This window comes from Aeromonas sp. SG16, from assembly GCF_024436135.1.
Lineage (GTDB): Bacteria > Pseudomonadota > Gammaproteobacteria > Enterobacterales > Aeromonadaceae > Aeromonas > Aeromonas jandaei.
Genome location: NZ_JANFNW010000010.1, coordinates 42,383 through 67,316 on the forward strand (window position 1 = coordinate 42,383; position 24,934 = coordinate 67,316).

The 24,934-nt window shown below is 63.5% G+C and carries 22 protein-coding genes; 4 read left to right on the forward strand and 18 right to left on the reverse strand.

The window, feature by feature from the left end; genetic code table 11:
* Positions 1-68 precede the first annotated feature (68 nt).
* From cysG to argS, 13 genes are all read right to left on the reverse strand, one after another.
* Complete coding sequence (gene cysG / locus NOM67_RS18495) at positions 69-1,469, reverse strand: siroheme synthase CysG (protein WP_255939164.1); 1,401 nt, start codon at positions 1,467-1,469, stop codon at positions 69-71.
* Between the two features lie 12 nt (positions 1,470-1,481).
* Complete coding sequence (gene nirC, locus NOM67_RS18500) at positions 1,482-2,294, reverse strand: nitrite transporter NirC (RefSeq protein ID WP_255939166.1); 813 nt, start codon at positions 2,292-2,294, stop codon at positions 1,482-1,484.
* A 57-nt stretch (positions 2,295-2,351) separates the two neighbouring features.
* The gene (nirD, locus tag NOM67_RS18505) at positions 2,352-2,669 is read right to left on the reverse strand and encodes a nitrite reductase small subunit NirD (protein WP_041202829.1); all 318 of its coding nucleotides are present in this window, start codon (positions 2,667-2,669) and stop codon (positions 2,352-2,354) included.
* Positions 2,669-5,215: a nitrite reductase large subunit NirB gene (gene nirB / locus NOM67_RS18510; RefSeq protein WP_255939168.1), complete on the reverse strand. Its 2,547-nt coding sequence runs from the start codon at positions 5,213-5,215 to the stop codon at positions 2,669-2,671. Before nirB ends, nirD begins: the two co-directional genes overlap by 1 nt.
* 296 nt (positions 5,216-5,511) lie before the next feature.
* Positions 5,512-6,600 (reverse strand): ABC transporter permease, encoded by a 1,089-nt coding sequence (locus tag NOM67_RS18515; RefSeq protein ID WP_255939170.1) that lies wholly within the window; start codon positions 6,598-6,600, stop codon positions 5,512-5,514.
* 3 nt (positions 6,601-6,603) lie between these two features.
* The gene (locus NOM67_RS18520) at positions 6,604-7,713 is read right to left on the reverse strand and encodes an ABC transporter permease (protein WP_255939173.1); all 1,110 of its coding nucleotides are present in this window, start codon (positions 7,711-7,713) and stop codon (positions 6,604-6,606) included.
* Positions 7,710-9,479 (reverse strand): ATP-binding cassette domain-containing protein, encoded by a 1,770-nt coding sequence (locus NOM67_RS18525; RefSeq protein WP_255939175.1) that lies wholly within the window; start codon positions 9,477-9,479, stop codon positions 7,710-7,712. The genes NOM67_RS18520 and NOM67_RS18525 overlap by 4 nt, the downstream gene beginning before the upstream one ends.
* Positions 9,476-10,444 (reverse strand): secretion protein HlyD, encoded by a 969-nt coding sequence (hlyD, locus tag NOM67_RS18530; protein ID WP_255939177.1) that lies wholly within the window; start codon positions 10,442-10,444, stop codon positions 9,476-9,478. The genes NOM67_RS18525 and hlyD overlap by 4 nt, the downstream gene beginning before the upstream one ends.
* Entirely contained in the window at positions 10,441-11,082 is a 642-nt protein-coding gene (locus NOM67_RS18535; RefSeq protein ID WP_041209771.1) for a TetR/AcrR family transcriptional regulator, read from the reverse strand. Before NOM67_RS18535 ends, hlyD begins: the two co-directional genes overlap by 4 nt.
* Positions 11,083-11,361: 279 nt before the next feature.
* Positions 11,362-12,690, reverse strand: a complete 1,329-nt coding sequence (gene hslU, locus NOM67_RS18540; RefSeq protein ID WP_033115662.1) for an HslU--HslV peptidase ATPase subunit — start codon at positions 12,688-12,690, stop codon at positions 11,362-11,364.
* A 68-nt stretch (positions 12,691-12,758) separates the two neighbouring features.
* Positions 12,759-13,292, reverse strand: a complete 534-nt coding sequence (hslV, locus tag NOM67_RS18545; RefSeq protein WP_043850608.1) for an ATP-dependent protease subunit HslV — start codon at positions 13,290-13,292, stop codon at positions 12,759-12,761.
* Between the two features lie 186 nt (positions 13,293-13,478).
* On the reverse strand, positions 13,479-14,327 hold the full coding sequence (locus tag NOM67_RS18550; protein WP_156854368.1) for an SPOR domain-containing protein: 849 nt from the start codon (positions 14,325-14,327) through the stop codon (positions 13,479-13,481).
* 3 nt (positions 14,328-14,330) lie between these two features.
* On the reverse strand, positions 14,331-16,076 hold the full coding sequence (gene argS, locus NOM67_RS18555) for an arginine--tRNA ligase (protein WP_042029550.1): 1,746 nt from the start codon (positions 16,074-16,076) through the stop codon (positions 14,331-14,333).
* A gap of 299 nt (positions 16,077-16,375) precedes the next feature.
* Between argS and NOM67_RS18560 the strand changes: the two genes are divergently transcribed.
* The 3 genes from NOM67_RS18560 to NOM67_RS18570 all read left to right on the forward strand — a co-directional run bounded on the left by NOM67_RS18560 (position 16,376) and on the right by NOM67_RS18570 (position 18,335).
* A complete protein-coding gene (locus NOM67_RS18560; RefSeq protein WP_156854366.1) occupies positions 16,376-16,942 on the forward strand; it encodes an LON peptidase substrate-binding domain-containing protein in 567 nt (188 codons plus the stop codon).
* Between the two features lie 141 nt (positions 16,943-17,083).
* Positions 17,084-17,653 (forward strand): sigma-70 family RNA polymerase sigma factor, encoded by a 570-nt coding sequence (locus NOM67_RS18565; RefSeq protein WP_041209767.1) that lies wholly within the window; start codon positions 17,084-17,086, stop codon positions 17,651-17,653.
* On the forward strand, positions 17,646-18,335 hold the full coding sequence (locus NOM67_RS18570; RefSeq protein WP_255939184.1) for a ChrR family anti-sigma-E factor: 690 nt from the start codon (positions 17,646-17,648) through the stop codon (positions 18,333-18,335). Before NOM67_RS18565 ends, NOM67_RS18570 begins: the two co-directional genes overlap by 8 nt.
* Positions 18,336-18,398: 63 nt before the next feature.
* Here NOM67_RS18570 and bacA read toward each other — a convergent pair whose 3' ends face one another.
* The 5 genes from bacA to galE form a co-directional block, all read right to left on the reverse strand.
* The gene (bacA, locus tag NOM67_RS18575) at positions 18,399-19,214 is read right to left on the reverse strand and encodes an undecaprenyl-diphosphate phosphatase (RefSeq protein ID WP_071913937.1); all 816 of its coding nucleotides are present in this window, start codon (positions 19,212-19,214) and stop codon (positions 18,399-18,401) included.
* Positions 19,215-19,326: 112 nt separating this feature from the next.
* Positions 19,327-20,316 carry a galactose-1-epimerase gene (gene galM, locus NOM67_RS18580; protein WP_255939187.1) on the reverse strand — a complete coding sequence of 330 codons (990 nt, stop codon included), beginning with the start codon at positions 20,314-20,316 and terminating at the stop codon, positions 19,327-19,329.
* Positions 20,313-21,461 (reverse strand): galactokinase, encoded by a 1,149-nt coding sequence (gene galK, locus NOM67_RS18585; protein ID WP_182926792.1) that lies wholly within the window; start codon positions 21,459-21,461, stop codon positions 20,313-20,315. Before galK ends, galM begins: the two co-directional genes overlap by 4 nt.
* Positions 21,458-22,516, reverse strand: coding sequence for a UDP-glucose--hexose-1-phosphate uridylyltransferase (locus NOM67_RS18590; protein WP_255939190.1), 1,059 nt, complete (start codon positions 22,514-22,516; stop codon positions 21,458-21,460). The genes galK and NOM67_RS18590 overlap by 4 nt, the downstream gene beginning before the upstream one ends.
* 60 nt (positions 22,517-22,576) lie before the next feature.
* The gene (gene galE, locus NOM67_RS18595) at positions 22,577-23,590 is read right to left on the reverse strand and encodes a UDP-glucose 4-epimerase GalE (protein WP_255939193.1); all 1,014 of its coding nucleotides are present in this window, start codon (positions 23,588-23,590) and stop codon (positions 22,577-22,579) included.
* A gap of 203 nt (positions 23,591-23,793) precedes the next feature.
* On the opposite strand from galE, the gene NOM67_RS18600 reads away from it, so the two are divergent.
* Positions 23,794-24,801, forward strand: coding sequence for a substrate-binding domain-containing protein (locus NOM67_RS18600; RefSeq protein WP_255939196.1), 1,008 nt, complete (start codon positions 23,794-23,796; stop codon positions 24,799-24,801).
* The last annotated feature ends 133 nt before the right edge of the window (positions 24,802-24,934 follow it).

The window sequence follows — 24,934 nt, forward strand, 5'->3', positions numbered from 1 at the left end:
ATTGGGCGCATTGTCGGGTCAGGTTGCGGGGCAGAGAAAACGCCTCTTAAGAGAGGCGTTGGCAGGGTTCAGGCGAGGGCTCGCTGAGCCTGTGGTGCCTCACCAAACCAGGCGAGCCGGTCGGCCAGCGTCACCACCGAGCCCACCATGATGAGGGCTGGACTCTCGACCCCCACCGCCAGCGCGGGTAGCTCATCGAGAGTGCCGCGAATGACCCGCTGGCAGGGCTGGGTACCGCGCTCGACCAGCGCCACCGGGGTGTCGCCCCCCTTGCCGTGGGCCAGCAATTGCTCGCGGATGGTGGCGCAGGATGAGAGCCCCATGTAGAACACCAGCGTCTGCTTGTCCTTGGCCAGCAGCGGCCAGTCGAGATCTCGGGCGCCCCCCTTGCCGTGGGCGGTGACGAATCGGACGCTCTGGGCGTGGTCGCGGTGGGTGAGCGGAATACCGGCGTAGGCGGCGCAGCCGCTGGCCGCGGTGATGCCGGGCACCACCTGAAAGCCAATCCCAGTACCAACCAGCGTCTCCAGCTCTTCACCGCCACGGCCGAAGATAAAGGGGTCGCCCCCCTTCAGCCGTACCACCCGCTGCCCCTTCTGCGCCTCCTCCAGCAACAGCTGGTTGATCCCCTCCTGCGGTACGCAGTGGTTGCCAGCCTGCTTGCCGACGAAGATGCGCTTGGCGTCGCGGCGCACCAGCGCCATCACCTCGTCGGAGACCAGTCGGTCATAGACCACTACGTCAGCCTGCTGCATCTGGCGCAGGGCGTGCAGGGTGAGCAGGCCCGGATCGCCGGGGCCGGCACCCACCAGCACCACCTCGCCAGCGCTCTTGCTCTCGTCGGCAAACAGGCTGTCGGCCAGTTGGTTGGCCGAAGCGTGATCGCCCCGTGACAGCGCCTGCCCGAGCCGATCCGCCCCGAGCAGCCGCTCCCAGAAGCGGCGCCGCGCACCCATGGTGGCGAAGCGGGCCTTGACTCGCTCCCGCAGGTTGCCGGCAAAGGCCGCTACGGCACCCAGATGTTGCGGTAGCAGGGCTTCGAGTTTTTCCCGCAGCAGGCGGGCCAGCACCGGCGCCTTGCCACCGGAGGAGATGGCCACCATCAGCGGCGAGCGATCGATGATCGACGGCATGATGAAGCTGGAGCGTTTCGGATCATCCACCACGTTGGCGAAGATCCGCGCCCGGTTGGCGCTTTGGTAAACCAGTGCATTCACCTCGCGCCGATCGGTAGCGGCCACCACCAGCCACTTGCCCGCCAGTTGTTCCGGCACAAATTCACCGGCCAGCCACTCGATGCTGCCGTTGGCAGCCAGTTCCGCCAGCTCAGGGTCGAGCTCGGGGGCGACCACTGTGAGGTGGGCACCGGCATCCAGCAGCAGGCGCGCCTTGCGCTCTGCCACTTCGCCGCCGCCGACCAGCAGCACGGGTTTGTTGTCGAGTCGGCAAAAGATGGGCAAGTAGTCCATGGGGCCTCCGGATCAGGCGGTTCGGGTCTGGCTGGCGGTGCTGGTGGTTTCGCTTACCGCGACCGGGCGCTCAGCCTTGGGGGTGGCATACCAGTAGCCGAGGCCCATAAAGAGGGCGCCGGAGACGGTGTTGCCCAGGGTCACCCACAGCAGGTTGTGGCCGATGCCGCTCAGGGTGTAGGCATCCGAGTGGGCGCCGAACCAGGAGAGGGCGAACAGGGTCATGTTGGCGATGGAGTGCTCATAGCCGGAGGCGATAAAGGCCAGCAGGCACCACCAGATGGCGATGAAGCGGGCGGCTCCTTCGGTGCGCAGCGCCATCCAGATGGCGAGGCAGACCAGCCAGTTGCAGAGGATCCCCTTCATAAACAGGGTCAGGGCCGGGGCCTGGGTTTTGGCCAGTGCCACCTTGTGGGCCAGACTGCCTGCGTCCGGCAGCAGGCTGCCGCCGTAGGAGTAGATGAGCGCCACCACAACGGAGCCAATCAGATTGCCGGCCCAGGTCTGCGGCAGGATGCGCAGCAGGTCGGCCATGGTGATCTTGCCCGTCTTCACCCCGAAGGTGAGGAACATGGTGTGGCCGGTAAACAGCTCGGAGCCGGCGATGATGACCAGCGTCAGGGCGATGCCGAAGGTGGCCCCCATCACCAGCGGCCGGATGGCGGGATCCACCAGATTGCCGAGGGTGAAGATGAGGATGATGCCGAGGCCCACATAGGCCCCCGCCATGGCGGAGCTTAGCCAGAAGCCGAGTTTGTCGCTGCGCTCGAAGCGGTTGATGCGGGCCGCGTTGGCGGCGCACTTGTTGATGGTTTCCGTGTACATCTTGTGAGTCCTTGAAAGGGCTGCCCTCTGGCAGCCCGAAAGAGAGTGAATTTGGCTTTAGACGGCGACCCAGACCTGCTGATCGCGCACTTCAACGGGGTAGCTCTGCACCGACATGGCGGGATTGTCGAAACAGTGGCCATCGCTCAGGCGAAAGCGCTGCTTCTTGAGCGGGCTGGCGACCCAGAGCTCGCCGTCGTGTTCGCAGATCAGGCCCCGCGACAGCACGTTGGCGGCGAAGAAGGGATCCCGGTTGTCGATGGCGAACACCTCGGCGGCCGCGCTCGGGCGGAACAGGGCGATCTGGCGACCTTCAATGAGTGCGCAGACACCGGTTCCCGGCAGGATGTCGTTGAGTTGGCAGGCAAGTTTCATCATTTGGTCTCCACCTCGATCTGGTAGACGGGGATGCGCTCGGCCGGGGTCGCCGGTCGGTGCTGGTCGCGTTCGCTGACGAACTGAACGTCCGGGTCGCGCTTGTCGCTGTTGATGAAGTGGCTGAATCGCTTGAGCGCCTCCTCTTCGTTGAGGGTGCGCGACCATTCGCACTCGTAGCTGTCGATCAGGGTCTGGATATCGCGCTCCAGCGTCTCGGCCAGTCCCAGCTTGTCGTCGACGATCACCTCGCGCAGGTAGTCGACGCCCCCTTCCAGATTGCCGAGCCAGACCGAGGTGCGCTGCAGTTTGTCGGCGCTGGTGACGTAGAACATCATAAAGCGGTCGATCAGCTTGATGAGGGTCTCTCTATCAAGGTCAGAAGCCAGCAGGTCGGCGTGGCGCGGTTTCATGCCGCCGTTGCCGCCCACATAGAGGTTCCAGCCCGCGTCGGTGGCGATGATGCCGACATCCTTGCCCTGCGCTTCCGCACATTCGCGGGTACAGCCGGAGACGCCGAACTTCATCTTGTGCGGGGTGCGAATGCCCTTGTAGCGGTTCTCGAGGAAGACCCCGAGGCCGACGCTGTCCTGCACGCCGAAGCGGCACCAGGTGCTGCCGACGCAGGTCTTGGCCATGCGCAGCGCCTTGGCGTAGGCCTGACCGGTCTCGAATCCGGCTGCCAGCAGTTTGCGCCAGATGGCGGGCAGATCATCCTTCTGGGCCCCGAACAGGCCGATGCGCTGGGCGCCGGTGATCTTGGTGTAGAGCTTGTAGTCGCGGGCCACTTCGGCCACCGCCAGCAGCCCTTCCGGAGTCACTTCGCCACCGGCCATGCGCGGGATGACGGAGTAGCTGCCGTCCTTCTGCATGTTGCCGAGGAAGATGTCGTTGGTGTCCTGCAGCGGGATATTGCGCGGGCTCAGCACATGCTCATTCCAGCAGGAGGCGAGGATGGAGCCGACGGTCGGTTTGCACACCTCGCAGCCATAGCCTTGGCCATGCTTGGCCAGCAGCTCGTCGAAGCTCTTGATCCCCTCCACCTTGACCAGATGGAACAGCTCCTGACGGGAGTGGGGGAAGTGGGCGCAGAGGTGGTTGTTGACCTCGATGCCCTGCTTCACCAGCTCGGCGTTGAGCACCTGACTGATGAGCGGCACGCAGCCGCCGCAGCCGGTACCGGCCTTGGTGTGCTGCTTGATGGCGGCAAGGGTGGTGTGCCCATCGGCCACCGCCTTGGCGATGTCGCCCTTGGAGACGTCGAAGCAGGAGCAGATCTGGGCGCTCTCCGGCAGGGCATCCACCCCCAGCGTCGGCTTGGCACCGGCGTAGGCGGGCAGGATCAGGGTGTCCGGGTGGCTCGGCAGCGGCAGGGCGTTGAGCATCATCTGCAGCAGGTTGCCGTAATCTTCCACGTCACCCACCAGCACGGCGCCGAGCAGGCGGCTGTTGTCCTCGCTCACCACGATCTTCTTGTAGACGCCAGCCTGATCGTCCTGAAATACATAGCTGTGGCTGCCCGGGGTGCGACCATGGGCATCACCGATGGAGCCGACGGAGACGCCGAGCAGCTTGAGCTTGGCACTCATGTCAGCCCCTTCGAAGCGGCTGTCGCCGCCGAGCAGATGGTCGACGGTGATCTGGGCCATCTTGTAGCCCGGCGCCACCAGTCCGAAGAAGCGGCCCTGCCAGGCGGCGCACTCGCCGATGGCGTAGATGTCGGGGTCTGAGGTGAGGCAGTGATCGTCGATGACGATGCCACCGCGCTCGGCGATGGCGAGATCACCGTAACGGCCCAGGGTATCTTGCGGGCGAATGCCGGTGGAGAAGACCACCACGTCCACTTCAAGCTGGCTGCCGTCAGCGAAGGCGAGGCGGTGCTTCGCCTGTTCGCCGCCATGCATCAGGATCTCGCTGGTGCTCTTGCTGGTGTGTACCTGCACCCCCATGGATTCAATCTTGCGGCGCAGCAGCTGGCCGCCCTGACCGTCGAGCTGCTCGGCCATCAGTACCGGAGCAAATTCCACCACATGGGTTTCGAGACCCAGTGCCTTGAGGGCGCCGGCGGCTTCGAGGCCAAGCAGGCCGCCACCGATCACCACCCCGCTCTTGCCACTCTTGGCGGCGCTGCGGATGGCTTTCAGATCCTCGATGGTGCGATAGACGAAGCACTCGTGGTGCTGACTGCCCTGGATGGGCGGCACCCATGGGTAGGAACCGGTGGCCAGCACCAGCTTGTCGTACCCGACCACGGTGCCCTTGTTGGAGTGCACTTCGCGGTTGGCCCTGTCGATTTTTTTCACCGCTTCGCCGAGCAGCAGGCGGATGCCGTGCTTGTCGTAGAAGCCGGGTTTGACGAGGGAGAGATCTTCGCTGGTGTGATGGGAGAAGTAGGAGGAGAGATGGACGCGATCGTAGGCGGGACGGGGTTCTGCACCGAAGACGGTGATCTCGTAGCGGCCCGGGTCGGCCCGCTCGATCAACTCTTCGATGAAGCGGTGCCCCACCATGCCGTTGCCCACAACGACCAGTCTGACTTTGCTCATGATTGCCTCTAGTTTGGAGTAATAAAACATCATTCTGGGGCTAGGCTACCCAGTCAGTCGGGGCGGTCAATTGATGCAAATCAAGTGTCTATTTATATATCTCGTCAGGGGTAATTCGATAAAATTCAAAGATATACAAAAATAGGTATACCAGTTGATGATTTCTGGGGTGGCTCGGGGTGAGGGGTGGCTGAGAGCAAGAGCGCTTTAGCAAAAGCCGGGGAGTGAAAACTTCTGGCGGAAAAAGGCCGGCCTCGCGCTGGGCGAGACCGGCATCAGCCGAGCTAGGCTGCGGGTCAGGCGATATGGCGGCGGAACATGGCGAGCGCCAGCGACAGGGTGACGCCGGCGATGGCGAGCAGCGGCCAGAGCAGGGGCCAGGCGGCCGACCAGTCAAACCCCTTGAGGAAGACCCCCTTGAGCAGCACGATGAAGTGGGTGAGGGGGTCGATGGCCGCCAGCGACTGGAACACCTGCGGCATGTTCTCCACCGGCGAGATGTAACCCGAGAGGATCACCGCCGGTACGGTGAAGGAGAAGACCCCGAGAAAGGCCTGCTGCTGGGTCGAGCAGAACGACGAGATGAAGAGCCCGATCCCGGCCAGCGCCAGCCCGTAGCAGACCATGCCCGCCATCAACAGGCTGAGGCTGCCGGCAAAGGGGAGGTGAAAGACAAAACGGGCGGCCAGCGCGACTATGCACCCTTGTCCCACCGCCACCATGATGCCGGGCACCGCCTTGCCCGCCATGATCCAGCCTGCGGTGAGGGGGGAGACCAGCAGCTGATCGAAGGTGCCCTCCTCCCGCTCCCGCGCGACCGAGAGGGCGGTAACGATAAGACAGCCGGTGGTGGTGATGATGGCCACCAGCGCTGGCAGGATATGCCAGTGGAACTCGACGTTGGGGTTGTAGAGGTTGCGTACCGCCAGCTCGGGTTGCCCCTTGCCCTCACTTTGCCAGCGGGCGATCACCTGACTGATGTAGCCCGCCGCCACCTGACCACCGTTGGAGCGGCGCCCGTCGATGATCAGCTGCACCTTGGCCGGTTCGCCGCGCGCCAGCCGGCGCGAGAAATCCCCCGGAATAATCAGCCCGAGCAGTGCCTGCTGCCCGGTGATGGCCTCGGTCATGCCCGCCTCGCCCTGCACCGGGATGATGGTGGTAAAGGCGGGCATATGGGTGAGGCGCTCCAGCAGCTCGCGGCTCTGGGCACCGCCATCCTGGTTGTAGATGGCCAGCGTGTTGCCGGTCACCTCCAGAGTGGCGGCGAACGGGAAGAGGGCGGTTTGCAGCAGCACCGGCATGATGAGCAGAAAGCGCCCCTGAGTATTGCCCATCAGGGCCTGCAGCTCTTTTCGGATCAGCCACCAGAGTCGGATCAGCATGGGTTACTCCAGAGTGCGCCGCGTCTTGCGGGCGGTCAGGGCCAGCCAGAAACCGGCCAGCAGCAGCAGACAGAAACCGTTGACCAGCAGGATCGAGAAGACGCTGCCCGCCTGATAGAGGGTCTGCAGGGAGCTCGCGAAGTAGCGGGCCGGAATGAGGTGAGTGATGGCCCGCAGCAGCGGTGGCATACTGGCGATCTCGAACACGAAGCCCGACAGCATCACCGCGGGCAGAAACGCAGCGATCAGCGCTGCCTGCGCGGCGTTGAACTGGCTGCGCATCACGGTGGAGAGGAACAACCCGAGCCCGAGGGCGCTACCGAGAAAGACGCTGGTGACCAGAAAGAGCAGCAGCAGGGAGCCGCGCCACGGCACGCCCATCACTGCCACCGAGAAGAGCAGGCAGAGCAGCATGGCGATGATGCCGAGGCCATAGTAGGGCAGCAGCTTGGAGAGCAGCAGCTCCCCCTTGGTGACCGGGGTGGCGAGCAGCGCCTCCATGGTGCCGCGCTCCCACTCCCGCGCCACCACCAGCGAGGTGAGCAGGGCACCTATGATGGTCATCACCACCGCAATGGAGCCCGGCACCAGAAAGTTGCGGCTCACCAGCGCAGGGTTGAACCAGGCGCGGCTCTCTATCGACACCGGCATGACGACCCCCTCGCCAGCGAGCCACCCCTGCCAGATCCCCTGCACATAGTTGGTGACGAAGTTGGCGGTGTTGGGCTCGGAGCCATCGGTCAGCAGCAGCGCCTGCGGCGTACCATTGCCCTGACCGGCCATGGCGCGGGAGAAGCCGTCATCGATCACCAGCAGGCCGCGGATCTCGCCACGGGCCAGACTGGCGAGCAGGGACTCTTTGCTCGGCCCGCTGTGGATCTCCAGCGCGGTAGAGCCGCGCAGGGCCTGCTCCAGCCGCACCGCCGGAGCGCCGCTGTCGGTACGCCAGATGCCGAGGCGCAGATGGTCCACATCCAGATTGATGGCGTAACCCATTACCACCAGCAGCACCACCGGCATGATGAAGGCGATGAGGATGCTGCTCGGATCGCGGACGATTTGCAGCGTCTCCTTGCGGCAGAGGGCCAGCAGTCGCCGACGGTTGATGCTCATGCGTCCTCCTCGCTGGCCCGCTCGACCAGAGTGATAAAGGCCTCTTCCATTGTTGGCAAAGAACAGGTCGGCAAGGAGCCGGTTGGCAAAGAGGTCGCCGCCTCTTTGGCGGCCAGCCCCTTGAGATCGTCCGGGGTGCCGAGCGCCAGCAGCTTGCCGCGATAGATAAGGGCGATGCGGTCGCAATACTCCGCCTCATCCATAAAGTGGGTGGTGACCAGCACGGTGACGCCGTGGTCGGCCAGCGCGTTGATGTGCGACCAGAACTCGCGCCGGGTTACCGGATCGACCCCGGAGGTGGGCTCGTCGAGAAACAGCAGCGGCGGCTCGTGCAGCAGGGCGCAGGCCAGCGATAAGCGCTGGCGCAGGCCGAGCGGCAGGGATTCCGCCTTCTGATCGAGCCAGGGGGCGAGGGCAAAGGCAGTCACCATGGCATCGATCCGCGTCTGCTGGTGGCGGCCGAACAAACCGTAGATACCGGCGAAGAAGGAGAGGTTCTGCGCCACGGTGAGCTGCTTGTAGAGGGAGAACTTCTGCGCCATGTAGCCGAGGCGCTGGCGTGCCGCCGAGGGGCTGTGGGCCAGATCGATGCCGGTCACCAGCGCCTGCCCCTCGCTCGGGCGCAGCAGGCCGCACTCCATCTTGAAGGTGGTGGACTTGCCCGCCCCGTTGGGGCCGAGCAGGCCGAAGATCTCGCCGCGGCGCACCGCAAAGCTGACATCATCGGTGGCGGCGAAATCGCCGAAGCGCTTGGTGAGGTGGCGCGCCTCGATCACCGCCTCGGGGGAGACCCCCTGCGGCAGTTCGGCTTCCCGCATCCCGGCCGCCAGACTCGACTCTCCGCCGGGGCCGCCGCCGAGCAGGTCGATAAAGGCATCTTCCAGCCGGGGCTGGGCCGGTTGAAAGGCGCCGTTGGCGAGATGCAGCTCCGCCAGCGGTGGGGGCGTCATGCCCGGGTGCAGCAGCAGGCGAACCCGCTCCCCTGCCACCGCGCCATCCATCACCGCCGGGTGAGCCAGCGCCCGGCGCAGCAGGGCGCGTCGCTCGCGGCCATCCAGTTGCCCCGCCTCCAGCAGCCAGCAGCGGCTGGCCATGGCCCCCATCAGATCGGCCGGCGTGCCGCTGGTGCGCACCTCGCCATCCGCCATCAGCAGCACGTGGTCGCACAGCTCCGCCTCATCGAGATAGGCGGTACTCCAGAGCACCGTCATCCCCCCCTTGGCCAGCTCGCGCACCATCTGCCAGAGGGCGCGGCGGGAGATGGGATCGACCCCGACCCCAGGTTCGTCCAGCAGCAGCACATCCGGGGTGCCGAGCAGGGCGCAGGCCAGCCCGAGCTTCTGCTTCATCCCGCCAGAGAGCTTGCCTGCCGGCCTTGCGGTGAAGCGGGCAAGATCGGTGAAGGCGAGCAGCCGCGCGAAGGTGGGCGTGCGTTCGGGCTCCAGTACGCCGCGCAAGTCAGCGTAGAGGGTGAGGTTCTCCAGCACGCTGAGATCCTCGTAGAGGCCGAACTGCTGGGGCATGTAGCCGAGGCGCTGGCGCAGCTGATCCCCCTCGCTCACCGGGTCCAGCCCCAGCACCCGGATGGTGCCCGCTTCGGGGATCAGCAGACCGGCCAGCAGGCGCAGCAAAGTGCTCTTGCCCGCGCCGTCGGGGCCGACCAGCCCGGTGATGCCACCGGTCGGAATGGTGGCCGAGATGGCGTTGAGGGCGACCCGCTCGCCAAAGCGTTTGGTGAGCCCCTCAAGGGAGATGGCGCTGTTCATGGAGCCAGCCTGACGGTGACCGGCATCCCTTGGCGCAGGGCCGGGTCGGGATCCTGCACCACGATGCGCAGCCGGTAGACGAGGTGAGTGCGCAGGTCCGGCGTCTCCACCGATTTCGGGGTGAACTCGGCGTTCGGCGAGACAAAGCCCACCACCCCGTGATAGGGCTGATCAGGCCGCGAGTCGGTGGTGAGGGTCACCTTGGCGCCGCTCGGGAAGTGGCCGAGCCAGGGCTCCTCCACATAGGCGCGCACCCAGACCGGCGCGGTCAGGGAGAGATTGAAGGCGGTCGTTCCGCTCTGCACCATGCTGCCGTTCTCGATGGCGCGGCTGATGATGATGCCGTCGCTGGGGGCGGTCAGGCTGGCATCCGCCAGCGCCAGTTCGGCACTGGCGAGCGCCGCTTTGGCCCCTTCCAGCTGTGCATCGGACTGGGCAATCTCTTCCGGGCGGTAGCCGGTTTCGAGCTGGGCGAGCTGTTCGCGGGCCGAGCGCACCTGCGCCTGGGTCTGATCTCGCTGGGAGCGGGCGGTATCGAGCTGACCGCGGGAGATGGCGCCGGTGGCTGCCAATGCGCTCTGGCGGCGCCACTGCTGGTCGGCCTCCAGCGCAGCGGCTTCGGCGGCAGCCAGTGCGGCCCGGGCGCGGTCGGTCTCTTCGCTGCGATAGCCTTTGTGGATCAAGGCGTTGGCGGCAGTGAGCGCAGCCAGATTGGCGCGGGCGCTGTCGCGGCTGTGGGTGAGGGGAACCGGATCGAGGCGGGCCAGCAGTTGACCGGCTTTTACGCTATCCCCCTCATCGACCAGCACCTGATCGACGCGGCCGCCGACCCGAAAGGCCAGATTGACGTCGCGAATATCGACGTTGCCGTAGAGGATGGAGCCGTCGGCCGGGCGCCCCTGCCACCAGAGGTAGCCGCCGATAACGGTTAGCAGCAGGGCCACGATTGCAATGCGTTGTTTCATGCCGCTTCTCCTTCTTTCATGTCAGTGGGGCGCAGGCCGCGCAGGGCCCATACCAGCCGCTGTCTGGCGGCCTCGGGGCTGTCTATCTGGCTGAGAAAGGGGGCGGCCTGTTCGGGCAGCCAGCCGAGCTGACGACCGCTGCCGGCGATCACCAGCGGCAGGCCGACCGACCCCATGATGAAGATCATCAGCTGGAGCGGGTGACCTGCGACCAGCGACCCTTCCGCCTGTGCCATCCGTACCTGCTCGATCAGTAGCAGGGGGTGGCGGCGAGGCAGGCTGAGCAGAAAGCGCTGGGCCGCCCCTTCCCCCGCCAGCGCATCGCCAAACAGGTGGTTGATAAAGCCGCGCTGGCGCGCCACCAGTCCGATCAGCGCCTCCATGGTGGCCTCGAACATGGCGATGGCGGAGGGGTAGGAGCCTTTGGCTGCCACCGCCTTGAGCTCGTCATAGAGGGGGGCGTACCAGAGCTCGACCAGCTCGTCGATAAAGGCGTCGCGGTTGCCGAAGTGGTAGACGAAGGAGCCGAGGTTCACCTCGGCCGCCGCCGCCAGCTCGCGCACCGTCAGGCCGCGCAGCCCCTTCTCGGTGGCGATGGCGAGGCCGGTATCGAGCAGTTTCTGCCGGGTTGGATTCATCTTTCTGGTTCCTGCTGCACAGATTTCGATCTGATTTATACGTATGTATAAATCAGCCGCCGAGAATAGGAAAGATCTTTTTTTGAGCAGATTTCAGCGGGGATGAAAAAACGGCGGGCGTTGACAAGGAGAGGTTTGGAAACGGCTTGGGATTGAACGGGTTGCCGCAGGTGTGGGCCTGAATACGGACGATGGGATGTGAAATGAACGAGGTGACGTGGAAATAAAAACGCCTCCGCGAAGGGAGGCGTTTTCAGATCAATCGCGCTTACAGAATGCTTACAGAATAAAGCGGCTCAGATCCTCGTCTTCAATCAGCTTGCCGAGGTGGGCGTTGACGTAGTCGGTGTTGATGACGAAGGTCTCGCCGGACTTCTCGGAGGCGTCGTAGGAGATATCTTCCATCAGGCGTTCCATCACTGTGTGCAGACGGCGGGCACCGATGTTCTCGGTACGCTCGTTGACCTGCCAGGCCGCTTCGGCCAGACGGCGGATACCATCCTGGGTGAACTCGATGTTGACCCCTTCGGTGGCCATCAGCGCCTTGTACTGATCGGTCAGGGAGGCGTTCGGCTCGGTCAGGATCCGCTCGAAATCTTCAGTGGTCAGCGCGGTCAGCTCGACCCGGATCGGCAGACGGCCCTGCAGCTCGGGGATGAGGTCGGACGGCTTGGCGATCTGGAAGGCGCCGGAGGCGACAAACAGGATATGGTCGGTCTTGACCATGCCGTGCTTGGTGTTGACGGTGCAGCCCTCGACCAGCGGCAGCAGGTCGCGCTGAACCCCTTCACGGGAAACATCCGGGCCCGAGCTCTCGCCGCGCTTGCAGATCTTGTCGATCTCGTCGAGGAAGACGATGCCGTTGTTCTCGACCGCAGCGATGGCTTTCTGCTTCAGCTCTTCCGGGTTGACCAGCTTGGCCGCTTCCTCTTCGATCAGCGCCTTCATGGCCTCTTTGACCTTGATCTTGCGCTTCTTCTTCTGGTTCTGGCCCAGGTTCTGGAACAGCCCCTGCAGCTGGTTGGCCATCTCTTCCATGCCCGGCGGGGTCATGATTTCGACGCCCATCGGGGAGGCTGCCAGATCCAGCTCGATCTCCTTGTCATCCAGCTGACCTTCGCGCAGTTTCTTGCGGAAGATCTGGCGGGTGTTGGAGTTGTCGGCTTTCTCTTCCTCACCCCAGGTGTTGCGCGGGTTGGGCAGCAGCGCATCGAGAATGCGCTCTTCGGCGGCTTCCTCGGCGCGGTATTTCATCTTCTCCATCTCGGTCTCGCGCACCAGCTTGATGGCGACATCGGTCAGATCGCGAATGATGCTGTCCACTTCCTTGCCGACATAGCCCACTTCGGTGAACTTGGTCGCTTCCACCTTGATGAAGGGGGCGTTGGCCAGCTTGGCCAGACGACGGGCGATCTCGGTTTTGCCGACACCGGTCGGGCCGATCATCAGGATGTTCTTCGGGGTCACTTCATGGCGCATCTCTTCGTTGAGCTGCATCCGGCGCCAGCGGTTGCGCAGGGCGACGGCCACCGCGCGCTTGGCATCGGCCTGACCAATGATGTGACGATCCAGTTCGTGGACGATTTCTCTCGGGGTCATCTCGGACATGATGGAGTTCCTGTATCAGGGGCGGGCAGTGCCCACCCCTTGGAGAATTGGTTGCTATTGTAGCCGGCTTATTTGGCCGAATAGTCCAGCACTTCGACGGTGTGGTGCTGGTTGGTGAAGACGCAGATGTCGCCAGCGATCTTGAGCGCCTTCTCGACGATGCTCCTGGCATCCAGATCGGTGTTTTCCAGCAGGGCGATGGCCGCGGACTGGGCGAAGTTGCCGCCGCTGCCGATGGCGATGAGATCGTGCTCCGGCTGCACCACGTCACCGTTGCCGGTGATGATGAAGGATTTTTGTTCGTCGGCGACGGCCAGCAGTGCTTCGAGGCGGCGCAGGGCGCGATCGGTGCGCCAATCTTTGGCCAGCGCCACGGCGGCGCGCTCCAGATTACCCTGATGGGCCTGCAGTTTTGCTTCGAAGCGTTCGAGCAGGGTGAAGGCGTCGGCAGTACCACCGGCAAAACCTGCCAGCACTTTGCCGTTGTAGAGGCGATGAACCTTGCGGGCGTTGCCCTTCATGACGGTGTTGCCAAGAGAAACCTGGCCATCGCCACCGATGACGACCTGACCGTTGCGGCGAACTGAAACTATGGTAGTCACTTTACTTACCTCGCTTGAGCCGAATGACGGCCTGACTGTGCATGGGAGAAAAGATGGGGATGGCAAAACGGCTTTTCAAGCCTGCAATCGGTCGGGATAAGCGCGAGATGGGGCTATGGGTGCGAAGGGAGCCCAAAGAAGAGGGGCCGGGTGTTGCCACCCGGCCCCTCATGGTAAAACGGGCACTTACCCTTTCTTGGGAATGCAGCCGCTGATGCCTGAGCTCTGCAGCTTGCGGTTGGCCGCGTCGGCGGCGGCCTTGCCGTTGAAGGGGCCGACCATCACCTTGTAGACGGTGCCGTTGGTGCCATTGATCACCTGCAGGCTGGAGGAGAGGCCGGCGGTGAAGGCGATGCGTGCCTTGAGCGACTCCGCCGAATCCTGCGAGCGCAAGGCGGCACACTGCATCATATAGCGGCCGCTGTCGGCAGCTGCGGTCTGGGCAGGCTGTTGGGCTGCCGGTTGGGCTTTGGCGGCAGCGGCTCGCTCACGCTCCAGCTCGGCACGGATCTCCCGCTCCATCCGCTCACGCTCGGCCTTGCGGTCGATCACCTGCTCCTGGGCGCTGGCAACCGGCGCACCGGAGGTGGAGGGGGTGGTCGCCGGATTGGGCTGATAGGGCTTGGGCTGGCCGATCGGTGTTCCCGGCTGGGGAATGTCGGTCGGTACCGGCTGCGGCAGCTTCTCCGGTTGCAGGGTCATGGTATCGGCAGGAGGCGGCGGCAGAACGCCCGGCTGGGTCGGCGGCTCTATGATATCGACCTGCTTGTTCTCAAGCCGTTCGATGTAGCTCCACTTCTCCTGAGGCAACCCGTTGTTCTGCGGTTTTGGCTTGTTGGCTTTGACCTGCTCTTCGATGGTCGGGGCATCGTGGCCCTTGCCATTGATCATGTAGAGGAAGCCGCCAAAGCCAGCCAGCAGCGCCCCGGCCAGCAGGGCCGGGATAACAGGAAAGCGGCGCGGAGCCGCTTTCTTGGTGTTGCGACCGCCCGCGCGACGTCGCGGACGGTTGCCGACATAATCCCGGGTCGCCATCTATTACATGCGCTCCAGGGTGTAGATACCCAGTACGCCGAGGCCCAGCTTGAGCACCTTGGCGGTGGCAGCACACAGCAGCAGACGGCTCTGACGGGTCGCTTCGTCCACGCCATCCTTGTTGATCGGGCAGGCTTCGTAGAAGGTCATGAAGTTGCCGGAGAGCTCGTACAGATAGGTACAGAGCAGGTGCGGCATCCCCTTGTCCGCCACGCCGTTGACCGCGTCGGAGAACTGGATCAGCTTCTGGGCCAGGGTCTCTTCCGCTTCCTCGTTCAGAGTCACATTGCCGGTCAGGGTAGCGGCATCGACGCCGGCCTTGCGGAAGATGGACTGAATACGGGTGTAGGCGTATTGCAGGTAAGGCGCTGTGTTGCCTTCAAAGGAGAGCATCAGATCCCAGTCGAAGATGTAGTCGGTAGTGCGGTTCTTGGAGAGATCCGCATACTTGACCGCACCCATGGCGATGGCGTGCACCACTTCGGCCTTCTCTTCGGCGGAGAGGTCGCTGTTGCGGCTCTCCAGCAGGGCGGCGGCGCGCTCTTCCGCTTCGTTCAGCAGGTCGACCAGCTTGACGGTGCCACCGGAGCGGGTCTTGTAGGGACGACCATCCTTGCCCAGCATCATGCCGAAGGCGTGGTGCTCGAGCGGCACGGATTCCGGCACATAGCCCGCTTTGCGGGTGATGGTCCAGGCCTGCATCAGGTGCTGGTGCTGACGGGAGTCGATGAAGTACATGACACGGTCGGCGCCCAGGGTTTCATAACGGTATTTGGCACAGGCGATGTCGGTGGTGGTGTAGAGGAAACCGCCATCGCTCTTCTGGATGATGACGCCCATGGCCTCGCCATCCTTGTTCTTGAATTCGTCCAGGAAGACAACGGTGGCGCCTTCGCTCTCGACCGCCAGCCCCTTGGCTTTCAGGTCGGCAACGATCTCCGGCAGCATGTCGTTGTACATGGACTCGCCCATGATGTCCTTGTTGGTCAGGGAGACATTCAGGCGGTCGTAGTTGCGCTGGTTCTGCTCCATGGTCATGTCGACCAGCTTCTTCCACATGGTACGGCAGTACTCGTCGCCACCCTGCAGTTTCACCACGTAGTTACGGGCGCGCTCGGCGAAGGCTTCGTCTTCGTCGTAGCAACGCTTGGCCTGGGTGTAGAAGGCTTCCAGATCGCGCAGCTCCATGTCGGAGGCGTTCTCGTTGGCCATCTTCTCCAGATAGGCGATCAGCATGCCGAACTGGGTACCCCAGTCACCGATGTGGTTGGCTCGCACCACCTTGTGGCCGAGGAACTCCAGCGCACGAGCGGCTACGTCACCGAGTACGGTGGAACGGATGTGGTGCACCGCCATCTCTTTGGCCACGTTGGGGGCGGAGTAGTCCACCACCACGGTCTGCGGGGTCGGCAACTTCACGTTGGCGTTGGCCGAGGTCACCATGGCCTCGACTTGACCGGCCAGCCAGCGCTGGTCGAAGAAGAAGTTGATGAAGCCGGGGCCGGCGATCTCGACCTTGGCGATCAGGTCGGAGGCAGGCAGGTGCTCGATGATGGCCGCCGCCAGCTCACGGGGATTCTTGCGGGCCGGCTTGGCCAGCAGCATGGCCAGGTTGGTGGCCAGGTCACCGTGAGCTTTTTCCTTGCATCGGTCTACTTGCACGCGGGCTTCCAGGTCCGCCGGCAGGACGCCTGCTGACTTGAGATTGGCTACCGTTTGTTCAAGTAGATGATGAATATGCTCTTTCATAACTGACCACCAAGGTTGCGCGTCGAAAAATGACTGATATATAAGGGCGTGAATTTTACCCGCATCGGCTCGAGAAAACTATAGGGATGACCCGCCGCTCGCTGTCGGGCGGATATTTCACTGCGTTTGGCGCCATATTCCAGAATATTGGACGGAAATTACGGTGCTTATCCATTTCTACTGCATATCGAAGCGCCTTGTCCAGGCTATTTCCCCTGATTGTTAAGGGTTTTTCCCGACACTGATCTCCTGCTGGCTGTTGCACGTACCTAGAGTCGTAACCCAGCAAGGAGTTTGTGATGCGACTGGCACTGTTTCCCCTATCAGCCCACCTGCTGCCCGGCGGCATCATGCCGCTGCGGATCTTCGAACCGAGATACCTGCGGATGGTGGCCGAAGCGGGGGAGGCGGGCTTTGCCCTTTGCATGGTGGATCCGCGCCAGCCCGATGCCCTGCGCAACATGCTGCCCATCGCCACCCGGGTCAATGTCATCGACTTCGACCGGCTGCCGGACGGCATGCTGGGGATCACGGTGCAGGGTATGGAGCGGGTGCAGATAGAGGATATGTGGCAGGAGCAGGATGGCCTGCGCATCGGCGAGGTAACCTCGCTGCCGGCATGGCCGCCCCGGCGGCTCCATCCCGATCAGCTGCCACTGGCCGATGCGCTGCGGGAGGTGTTTGCCGACTATCCCGACTATGCCGCCCTCTATCCCGCGCCCCGCTGGGACGATGGCAACTGGGTGGCACAGCGCTGGCTGGAGGTGCTGCCGATCCCCCCCGAGCAGAAACAGCAGCTGCTGGCCGCTGCCGACAATCAGCCTGCCATCGCCCTGCTCAAAGGTGTGCTGGTGGCCAGCCACTGATTTTTTCATGAACTGCTGATCTGCCAGCGCCGCAGGGCCGTATCAGTCATTACCACAGCATGTTCGACAGCACACCAAAGGGATGGCGCAATGGCATATACTGGCCAACCACACTCGACCATACGCAGGACTTCGCCCGTGATGGATAACCCGGATGGCGACCTCAAATCTCTGCTGATCAGGGTGGCAGAGCAGGCTGACAAGGCTGCTTTTGCCCGCCTGTTCCAACACTTTGCGCCGCGCATTCGCAGCTACGGGCTGCGCCATCTCGGCAGCGAGGCCAACGCCATGGAGCTGGTGCAGGAGACCATGCTGCTGGTGTGGCAGAAAGCGCGCCTCTATCACCCCGAGAAGGGGGCGCCGACCACCTGGATCTACACAGTGATGCGCAACCAGTGCTTCGATCTGCTGCGCCGACGCCGTGCCAGCAAGGAGGATCTCTGCGCAGAAGAGCTGTGGCCGGTGCTGGAGTTTCAAGCCGAAGAGGAGCATCTGAGCGGGGGCGAGGATGCCGTGCTGACCCGCCAGATGGCCCACTATCTGGGCACCCTGCCTGAGCCGCAACAGCAGGTGGTGCGCGGCATCTATCTGCAGGAGTTTTCCCAGCAGGAGCTGGCGGAGCGCCTCGGCGTGCCGCTCGGTACCATCAAGTCCCGCCTCAGACTGGCGCTACAGAAACTGAAAGAGCAAGTGGAGCAAGGCCATGATTAAAGCCCATCCAACCGACCCTATGCTGCGCGCCTTCGCCGCCGACGAGCTCACTCTGCCGCTGGCGGTCGGGCTCTCCGCCCACTGCGAGCTCTGCCCCGATTGCGCTGCCCGATTGAAAGCATTTGAGGAGGAGCTGGCGCAGCAATATCTTGCCTCGCCAGCAGAGCCCGAGCTGGCCTCCCGCGATGAAGTGGCGCTGGACGTCGGGTTTGACGCCATGCTGGCGGATATTCTGGCGCAGCCCGAACCGGTTGCCGCACCCGTTACCGATCTGCCCCGAGCCCAGCCGGCCGAGCTCGAAGTGGCCGGTCACGCCTACCGCTTGCCGCGGGTGCTGGCCCGCTACCGCTCGCCCAAGTGGCGCCATATCGGGGCCATTCGTCAGCAGAGTTTGCCGCTGGATGAGATGGGGGCACGCGCCAGTCTGCTCCATATCGATGCGGGTGGCCGTATCCCCGAGCACACCCATCAGGGTTACGAGCTGACCCTGCTGCTGGCGGGCAATATTCAGGATGGCGATACCCTCTATCAGGCCGGGGATTTTATCTGGCGCGATGCCAGCCATGCCCACAGCCCGCATACTCCGGATGGCTGCCTCTGCTATACGGTGCAGGATGCGCCGGTGCAGTTCACCAAGGGGTTGTCGCGGCTGCTCAATGGCATCAGTCAGCACCTCTACTGAGGGGCTTGGACAATAAAAAAGGGACCTTGCGGTCCCTTTTGTCATTTGACTGCTGGCTGAGGGTCAGGCGACAAACAGTAGGTAGACGGCGAATGCCACGATAAAGCGGTAGATAGCGAACGGGATGAAGTCGAGGCGGCGGATCAGCGCCAGGAAGCTCTTGATGGCGATCATGGCGACCACGAAGGCGGTGATAAAGCCCACTGCAAACATCGGGAAGTCGGCCATAGAGAGGAAGTCGCGGCTCTTGTAGAGATCCAGCGTACTGGCCGCCATCATCATGGGCACCGCCATGATGAAGGAGAACTCGGCCGCTGCATGACGGCTGATCCCCATCAGCATGCCGCCGCTGATGGTGGCGCCGGAGCGTGAGAAGCCGGGCCACAGTGCCAGACACTGGAACAGGCCGATGCCAAATGCCTGTTTGTAACTGATGTCATCCAGGGTTTCGGAGCGAACTGCCGGGCGGAACTTCTCGGCGATGATCAGCAGGATACCACCCGCAACCAGCGCATACATCACGGTCTGCGGGCCAAACAGGTTGGCTTTGATCCAGCTGTGGATGGCCAGACCGACCACGATGGCGGGCATCATGCCAAGGATGACGTGGATCAGCGACAGGGTGGCGTGGCCCGGTTCCGGCTTCTGGCCGAAGTGGATGCCAATCAGACCAAACAGGCGGCGCCAGAAGACGGCAACCACCGCGAGAATCGAGCCAAGCTGGATCACCACTTCGAAGGTGGCAGCCTTGGGCCCTTCAAAGCCCAGCAGATGGCCGACGATGATCATGTGGCCGGTGGAGGAGACGGGGAGGAACTCGGTCAGCCCCTCGACGACGCCCAGAATAAAGGCGACCAGCAGGCTATAGGTGTCAGTCATCGAACAGAATCCTTGCTACGTTGATGCAAAAACGCCCCGGAAGGGTCTCGGGGCGGCTTATCTTGCTGGAATGTGGCTAGCGCTGCTACGGAAAAATTGTGAAACCTTTAAGTCAGTCGCGGATAAAGCGGTAGCGAGTCTGGTGGTGATAGCGCTCGCCCGGCACCAGCCAGGGGTCGCCCAGCTCGGGCCGGTTCGGACTGTCGGGCAGTTGCTGCGCCTCCAGACAGAAGCCGTCGTGATCCCGGTGCGCCAGACCTTGGCGATTCGGGGTATTGGCCAGCCAGTTGCCGCTGTAGAACTGCAGCGAGGGCTGGTTGGTGTAGACCTCCATCGCCAGCTGTCTGTCACCCGATACCACGCGAGCAGCCCACTCCTGCGCCGGGCCGTTGAGCACAAAGGCGTGGTCGTATCCCTTGGTCTGTTGCTGCTGGGGATGGCTCAGCCAATCCAGCCCGACAAGGCGCTCTTGGCGCAGATCGAATGGCCCCTCCACCGGGGTGATGGCGATCGGCAAACCGCTCGGGTCGGTCGGCAGGAAGTGGTCGGCATTGATCCTGATGAGGTGGTCACGCACATCGCCGCCGTCGGGGTTGTCATCGAGATTGAAGTAGGCGTGGCTGGTGAGGCTGACCGGCGTCGCGGCATCCGTGCTGGCGATGAAATCCACCACCAGATCGCTCTGCTCCAGCCGGTACTCCAGGGTTACCCGCAGATTGCCGGGAAAGCCCTGATCCCCCGCTCGGGAGAGCAGCGCCAGCTTGACCCGATCCGCTTCCAGCTCCTTGATTTGCCACCGCTGGCGATGAAAGCCCGCCTGCCCGCCATGCAGGCAGTTGGGTGCCTGATTGGCATCCAGCGACCAGCGCTGGCCATCACGCAGCAGCTCGGCGCCGCCGATGCGGTTGGCAAAACGTCCCGCCACCGCGCCCAGCCACACCTGTTGGGCGGGATAGGCGTCGTCGGCACAACCCAGCAGCACTTCGCGCCGTTTGCCCGCCACCGGCAGGGTGAGGGAGGTGAGGGTGGCGCCAAAGTCGAGGCCGCGCAGGCGCAGCCCCTCCTCGTTTTCCAGTTCGAATGGCGTCATGGCGCTGCTCATAGCTTGCCTGCACCGGCGCTGGCAGAGCAGACGTAGCAGTCAGCCTTGAGGCCGAAGCGGGTCGGATACTCGGCCTCAACCGCGGCGATCACCTCAGCCACCTTCTCGGGGCGCAGCAGGGCGACCACGCAGCCGCCGAAGCCGCCGCCAGTCATCCGCACGCCACCTTCGGTGCCGATCCTGGCCTTGATGATCTCCACCAGACCGTCGATGGCGGGCACTGTGATTTCGAAGTCATCGCGCATGGCGGCGTGTGAATCGGCCATCAGCTCGCCGAGACGAACCAGATCCCCTTGCGCCAGCGCATCGGCGGCGGCCAGGGTGCGGGTATTGTCGCCTACCACGTGGCGCGCACGGCGGTAGCAGACCTCATCCAGTCCGGCCTTGCCTGCTTCGAGAGCCGCCAGATCGAGATCGCGCAGTGCCTTGACTCCGTAGTGGCGGGCGGCCGCTTCGCACTGCTGGCGGCGGGTGTTGTATTCGCTATCCACCAGACCGCGGCGCACATTGGAGTTGACGATCAGCACCGCCAGATCGGTGGGCATGGGGATGAGGCGAGTCTCCAGCGAGCGGCAGTCGAGCAGCAGGGCGTGGTCGGTTTTGCCGCTGGCGGAGATCATCTGATCCATGATGCCGCAGTTGCAGCCGACGAACTTGTTCTCCGCCTGCTGACCGTTGAGGGCGATCTCCGCCTGAGTGATGGCGAGCCCCAGTGCCTCCTTGAAGGCCTGACCGATGGCCACTTCCAGTGAGGCGGAGGAGGAGAGCCCAGCCCCCTGCGGCACGTTGCCGGAGACCACCAGATCGAGGCCGCGCAGGGCATAACCACGCTCCTGCAGATATTTCACCACGCCGCGGATGTAGTCGCTCCAGCGCTGGCTGGGGTGATGCTCGATGGGCTGGTCGAGGTCGAACTGGTCGCGCTGGTTGTCGTAGTCGGCGGCGATCACCTGCACTTGCCGGTCATCGCGCAGGCCGATGGCAACGCAGGTCTCGTAGTCGATGGCGCAAGGCAGCACGAAGCCGTCGTTGTAGTCGGTATGTTCACCGATGAGGTTGACGCGGCCGGGGGCGCGCACCAGCAGATCGGGCGCTTTGGCAAATTGCTCGGCAAAAACGGTGCTGACGCGTTGGCTCGGGGTCATAGGGCCTCCTCATTGGTTTGATTGGTCTGGTTGTAGTGAATGGGGCTCAGCGCGCGCAGCCGCTCGGCGGCCTGCTCCGGAGTCAGGTCGCGCTGGGTTTCGGCCAGCATCTCGAAGCCGACCATGAATTTGCGCACGGTGGCGGAGCGCAGCAGCGGCGGATAGAAGTGGGCGTGCAACTGCCACGCCTCGGGGCAATCCGATTTGGGCGGTGCAAAGTGCCAGCCCATGGAGTAGGGGAAGCTGCACTCGAACAGGTTGTCGTAGCGGCTGGTGAGCTCCTTGAGCGCCACCGCCAGATCCTGTTGCTGGGCCTGGGTCAGGTTGAGCATGGAGGGGACGTGCGCCTTGGGCAGCAGCAGGGTTTCGAACGGCCAGGCGGCCCAGAAGGGGACCACGGCGAGCCAGTGCTCGGTCTCCACCACGATGCGCGAGCGATCCGCCAGCTCCCGCTCCACATACTCCAGCAGCATGGGACGGCCATGCTTGGCCAGCCAGTCGCACTGGTGCAGCTCTTCGCGAGCGATCTCGTTGGGCAGGAAGTCGCTGCCCCAGATCTGGCCGTGGGGGTGCGGGTTGGAGCAGCCCATGACGGCGCCTTTGTTTTCAAATACCTGCACCCACTCCCACTGGGCCGACAACTCGGCGACCTGATCCATCCAGGTGGTGATCACCCCTTCGATGGCGGGCAGCGGCAGCTCGGGCAGGGTCTTGCCATGATCCGGCGAGAAGCAGATGACCCGGCTGGTGCCGCGGGCGGCCTCCAGTCTCAGCAGGGGATCGCTGGCGCTATCGGCGGCCGGGGTATCCTGCATCAGAGCGGCGAAGTCGTTGGTAAAGACGAAGGTGCCCTTGTAGTCGGGGTTGATGTCGCCAGTGACCCGGGGGTTGCCCGCGCAGAGGAAGCAGTCGGGATCGTGGGCCTGTTTGGGGGCCTGACTCACCTTCTCCACCTGTCCCTGCCAAGGGCGTTTGGCCCGGTGGGGGGAGACCAGCACATACTGGCCGGTCAGCGGGTTGAAGCGGCGATGGGGATGATCGACGGGGTTGAACATCATCTCTCCTGAATAAGGTATTGAAAAATAAGGTCGTCTATTAACAGGGAGCAGGCAGGCCTACTCCTCGTAACCGTTCGGGTTGGCGGACTGCCAGCGCCAGCTGTCGGCGCACATAGCGTCTATGTCCCGGGTTGCCTGCCAGCCCAGCTCGCGCTCGGCCTTGGCCGGATCGGCCCAGCAGGCGGCGATATCGCCCGGGCGACGCGGTTCGATGCGAAATGGCAGCGGCTTGCCGCAGGCATTGGAGAAGGCGGCGACCAGCTGCAACACGCTCTGGCCCTGGCCGGTGCCCAGGTTGTAGGTGTGTACGCCACCCTTGCCGGCGCAGTGTTGCAGCGCCTTGACGTGCCCCTCGGCGAGATCCATCACGTGGATATAGTCGCGTACGCCGGTGCCATCCACAGTTGGGTAATCGTTTCCAAAGACAGAGAGGCAGTCGCGACGGCCGATGGCGACCTGAGTGATATAGGGCATCAGATTGTTGGGAATGCCTTGGGGATCTTCCCCCATGGTGCCCGACTCGTGGGCGCCGACCGGATTGAAGTAGCGCAGCAGGGTCATGCTCCAGTGGGGCTCGGCCAGCTGCAGATCCTCGAGGATCTCCTCGATGATCAGCTTGGAGCGACCGTAGGGGTTGGTAGCGCTGCGGGGGAAATCCTCGCGGATCGGCAGAGTGGCGGGATCGCCGTAGACGGTCGCCGAGGAGCTGAACACCAGATTGTGCACGCCAGCCCGCTTCATCGCCTGTAGCAGGGTGAGGGTGCCGCTCAGGTTGTTCTCGTAGTAATCCAGTGGAATGCGGGTCGACTCGCCGACCGCCTTGAGGGCGGCAAAGTGGATCACAGCATCGATCTGCTGCTCGGCGAAGATCCGGTCCAGCAGGGTGGCATCGCGAATATCCCCTTGATAGAACACGGGTTGCTGGCCGCTGATAGCCGCGACTCGAGTCAACACGCTGCGCTTGCTGTTGCAGAGGTTGTCCACCACGACCGGGGTCATGCCTGCCGCTTGCAGGGCCAGAGAGGTGTGGCTGCCGATATATCCGCAGCCGCCGGTGACCAGAACCTTCATCTTGCTCTCCACTGAAAATGACGCTGCAAGCAGTCTAGCCGAGGGGTTGGCCTGCAAACTGTGAACTTGCTTGCAAAACAGTGTAAACGATTACACTGTTTTTGTGATCGCTTCTCTGGCAGATCGTGCGTTATCCCCTGTTTTCAATGGGGTTGGTGGGTATAATGGTCAATCTGTCGCAGAGTGAAATAAGTGAAAACAGCATGAGTACCATCAAGGATGTCGCCCGTTTGGCCAATGTGTCGGTGGCAACGGTTTCACGGGTGATGAACAACTCGCCCAAGGCCAGTGCTGCCTCCCGCGCCGCCGTCCAGAAGGCGATGGCGGAGTTGGGCTATACCCCCAACGCCAACGCGCGGGCGCTGGTCAGCCAGACCTGCGATACCATGGGTGTCGTGGTGGGAGACGTGGCCGATCCCTTCTTCGGGGCTCTGTTGAAGGGGGTCTCCGGCGTGGCCGTAGAGCAGAATCTTCACCTGTTGATGGGTAACGGTTTTCACAAGGCGCGCCAGGAGCGCGAGGCGATCGAGCTGCTGATCGGCAAGCGCTGCGAGGCGCTGGTGGTGCACAGCAAGGCGCTGAGCGACGAAGAGCTCTGCGACTACGCCATGCGGGTGCCCGGCATGGTGCTTATCAATCGCGATATTCCTGCCATCAAGGGGCGCTGCATCGCCCTCAACAACCGGCTGGGGGCCGCCACGGCAACCCGTCATCTGATCGAGCTGGGTCACCGCCACATCGCTTTTATAAGCTCGGATCACGCCATCGAAGATGCCACCTTGCGGCTGCAGGGGTATCAGGACGGGTTGGCAGAGGCTGGTCTGGCGGCGGATCCCGAGCTTATCGAGAGCGGCACGCCGAACGAGGAGGGGGGCGAGCGCGCCATGCTCAACCTGTTGGCCAAGGGGCTCAAGGTGACCGCTGTGGTGGCCTATAACGATGCCATGGCGGCCGGAGCTATCTCGGTGCTGGCGGACAACGGGCTGCGGGTGCCGGAGGAGGTTTCGGTGGTGGGCTTCGATGACATCATCTACGCCAGATACCTGAGGCCCAAGCTCTCCACCATGCGGTACCCCATCGAGTTGATGGCGAGTCAGGCAGCCAAGCTGGCGTTGCAGCTGGCGGCAGGGGAGAGCGAGGCACAGCAGAACCGCATCTATACCCCGACCTTGATCAATCGTCACTCGGTCGCGCCGGTTCGCGCTGGATAGGGGCCGTTTGCAGCTCATTTCTCGAGCTTTTATTGTTTTACCTATTTTTAATGGTTTTTACTCCGCTTTACTTAACAAAATTAGTGTAATCGTTTACATCTGTGTGAGCGAGATCGCCGATCCCCTGGCCACA

Coding starts and splice junctions, on each gene's coding strand:
- cysG (WP_255939164.1), bottom strand. CDS start 1,469: ATGGACTACTTGCCCATCTTTTGCCGACTCGACAACAAACCCGTGCTG.
- nirC (WP_255939166.1), bottom strand. CDS start 2,294: ATGTACACGGAAACCATCAACAAGTGCGCCGCCAACGCGGCCCGCATC.
- nirD (WP_041202829.1), bottom strand. CDS start 2,669: ATGAAACTTGCCTGCCAACTCAACGACATCCTGCCGGGAACCGGTGTC.
- nirB (WP_255939168.1), bottom strand. CDS start 5,215: ATGAGCAAAGTCAGACTGGTCGTTGTGGGCAACGGCATGGTGGGGCAC.
- NOM67_RS18515 (WP_255939170.1), bottom strand. CDS start 6,600: ATGCTGATCCGACTCTGGTGGCTGATCCGAAAAGAGCTGCAGGCCCTG.
- NOM67_RS18520 (WP_255939173.1), bottom strand. CDS start 7,713: ATGAGCATCAACCGTCGGCGACTGCTGGCCCTCTGCCGCAAGGAGACG.
- NOM67_RS18525 (WP_255939175.1), bottom strand. CDS start 9,479: ATGAACAGCGCCATCTCCCTTGAGGGGCTCACCAAACGCTTTGGCGAG.
- hlyD (WP_255939177.1), bottom strand. CDS start 10,444: ATGAAACAACGCATTGCAATCGTGGCCCTGCTGCTAACCGTTATCGGC.
- NOM67_RS18535 (WP_041209771.1), bottom strand. CDS start 11,082: ATGAATCCAACCCGGCAGAAACTGCTCGATACCGGCCTCGCCATCGCC.
- hslU (WP_033115662.1), bottom strand. CDS start 12,690: ATGTCCGAGATGACCCCGAGAGAAATCGTCCACGAACTGGATCGTCAC.
- NOM67_RS18550 (WP_156854368.1), bottom strand. CDS start 14,327: ATGGCGACCCGGGATTATGTCGGCAACCGTCCGCGACGTCGCGCGGGC.
- argS (WP_042029550.1), bottom strand. CDS start 16,076: ATGAAAGAGCATATTCATCATCTACTTGAACAAACGGTAGCCAATCTC.
- NOM67_RS18560 (WP_156854366.1), top strand. CDS start 16,376: ATGCGACTGGCACTGTTTCCCCTATCAGCCCACCTGCTGCCCGGCGGC.
- NOM67_RS18565 (WP_041209767.1), top strand. CDS start 17,084: ATGGATAACCCGGATGGCGACCTCAAATCTCTGCTGATCAGGGTGGCA.
- NOM67_RS18570 (WP_255939184.1), top strand. CDS start 17,646: ATGATTAAAGCCCATCCAACCGACCCTATGCTGCGCGCCTTCGCCGCC.
- bacA (WP_071913937.1), bottom strand. CDS start 19,214: ATGACTGACACCTATAGCCTGCTGGTCGCCTTTATTCTGGGCGTCGTC.
- galM (WP_255939187.1), bottom strand. CDS start 20,316: ATGAGCAGCGCCATGACGCCATTCGAACTGGAAAACGAGGAGGGGCTG.
- galK (WP_182926792.1), bottom strand. CDS start 21,461: ATGACCCCGAGCCAACGCGTCAGCACCGTTTTTGCCGAGCAATTTGCC.
- NOM67_RS18590 (WP_255939190.1), bottom strand. CDS start 22,516: ATGTTCAACCCCGTCGATCATCCCCATCGCCGCTTCAACCCGCTGACC.
- galE (WP_255939193.1), bottom strand. CDS start 23,590: ATGAAGGTTCTGGTCACCGGCGGCTGCGGATATATCGGCAGCCACACC.
- NOM67_RS18600 (WP_255939196.1), top strand. CDS start 23,794: ATGAGTACCATCAAGGATGTCGCCCGTTTGGCCAATGTGTCGGTGGCA.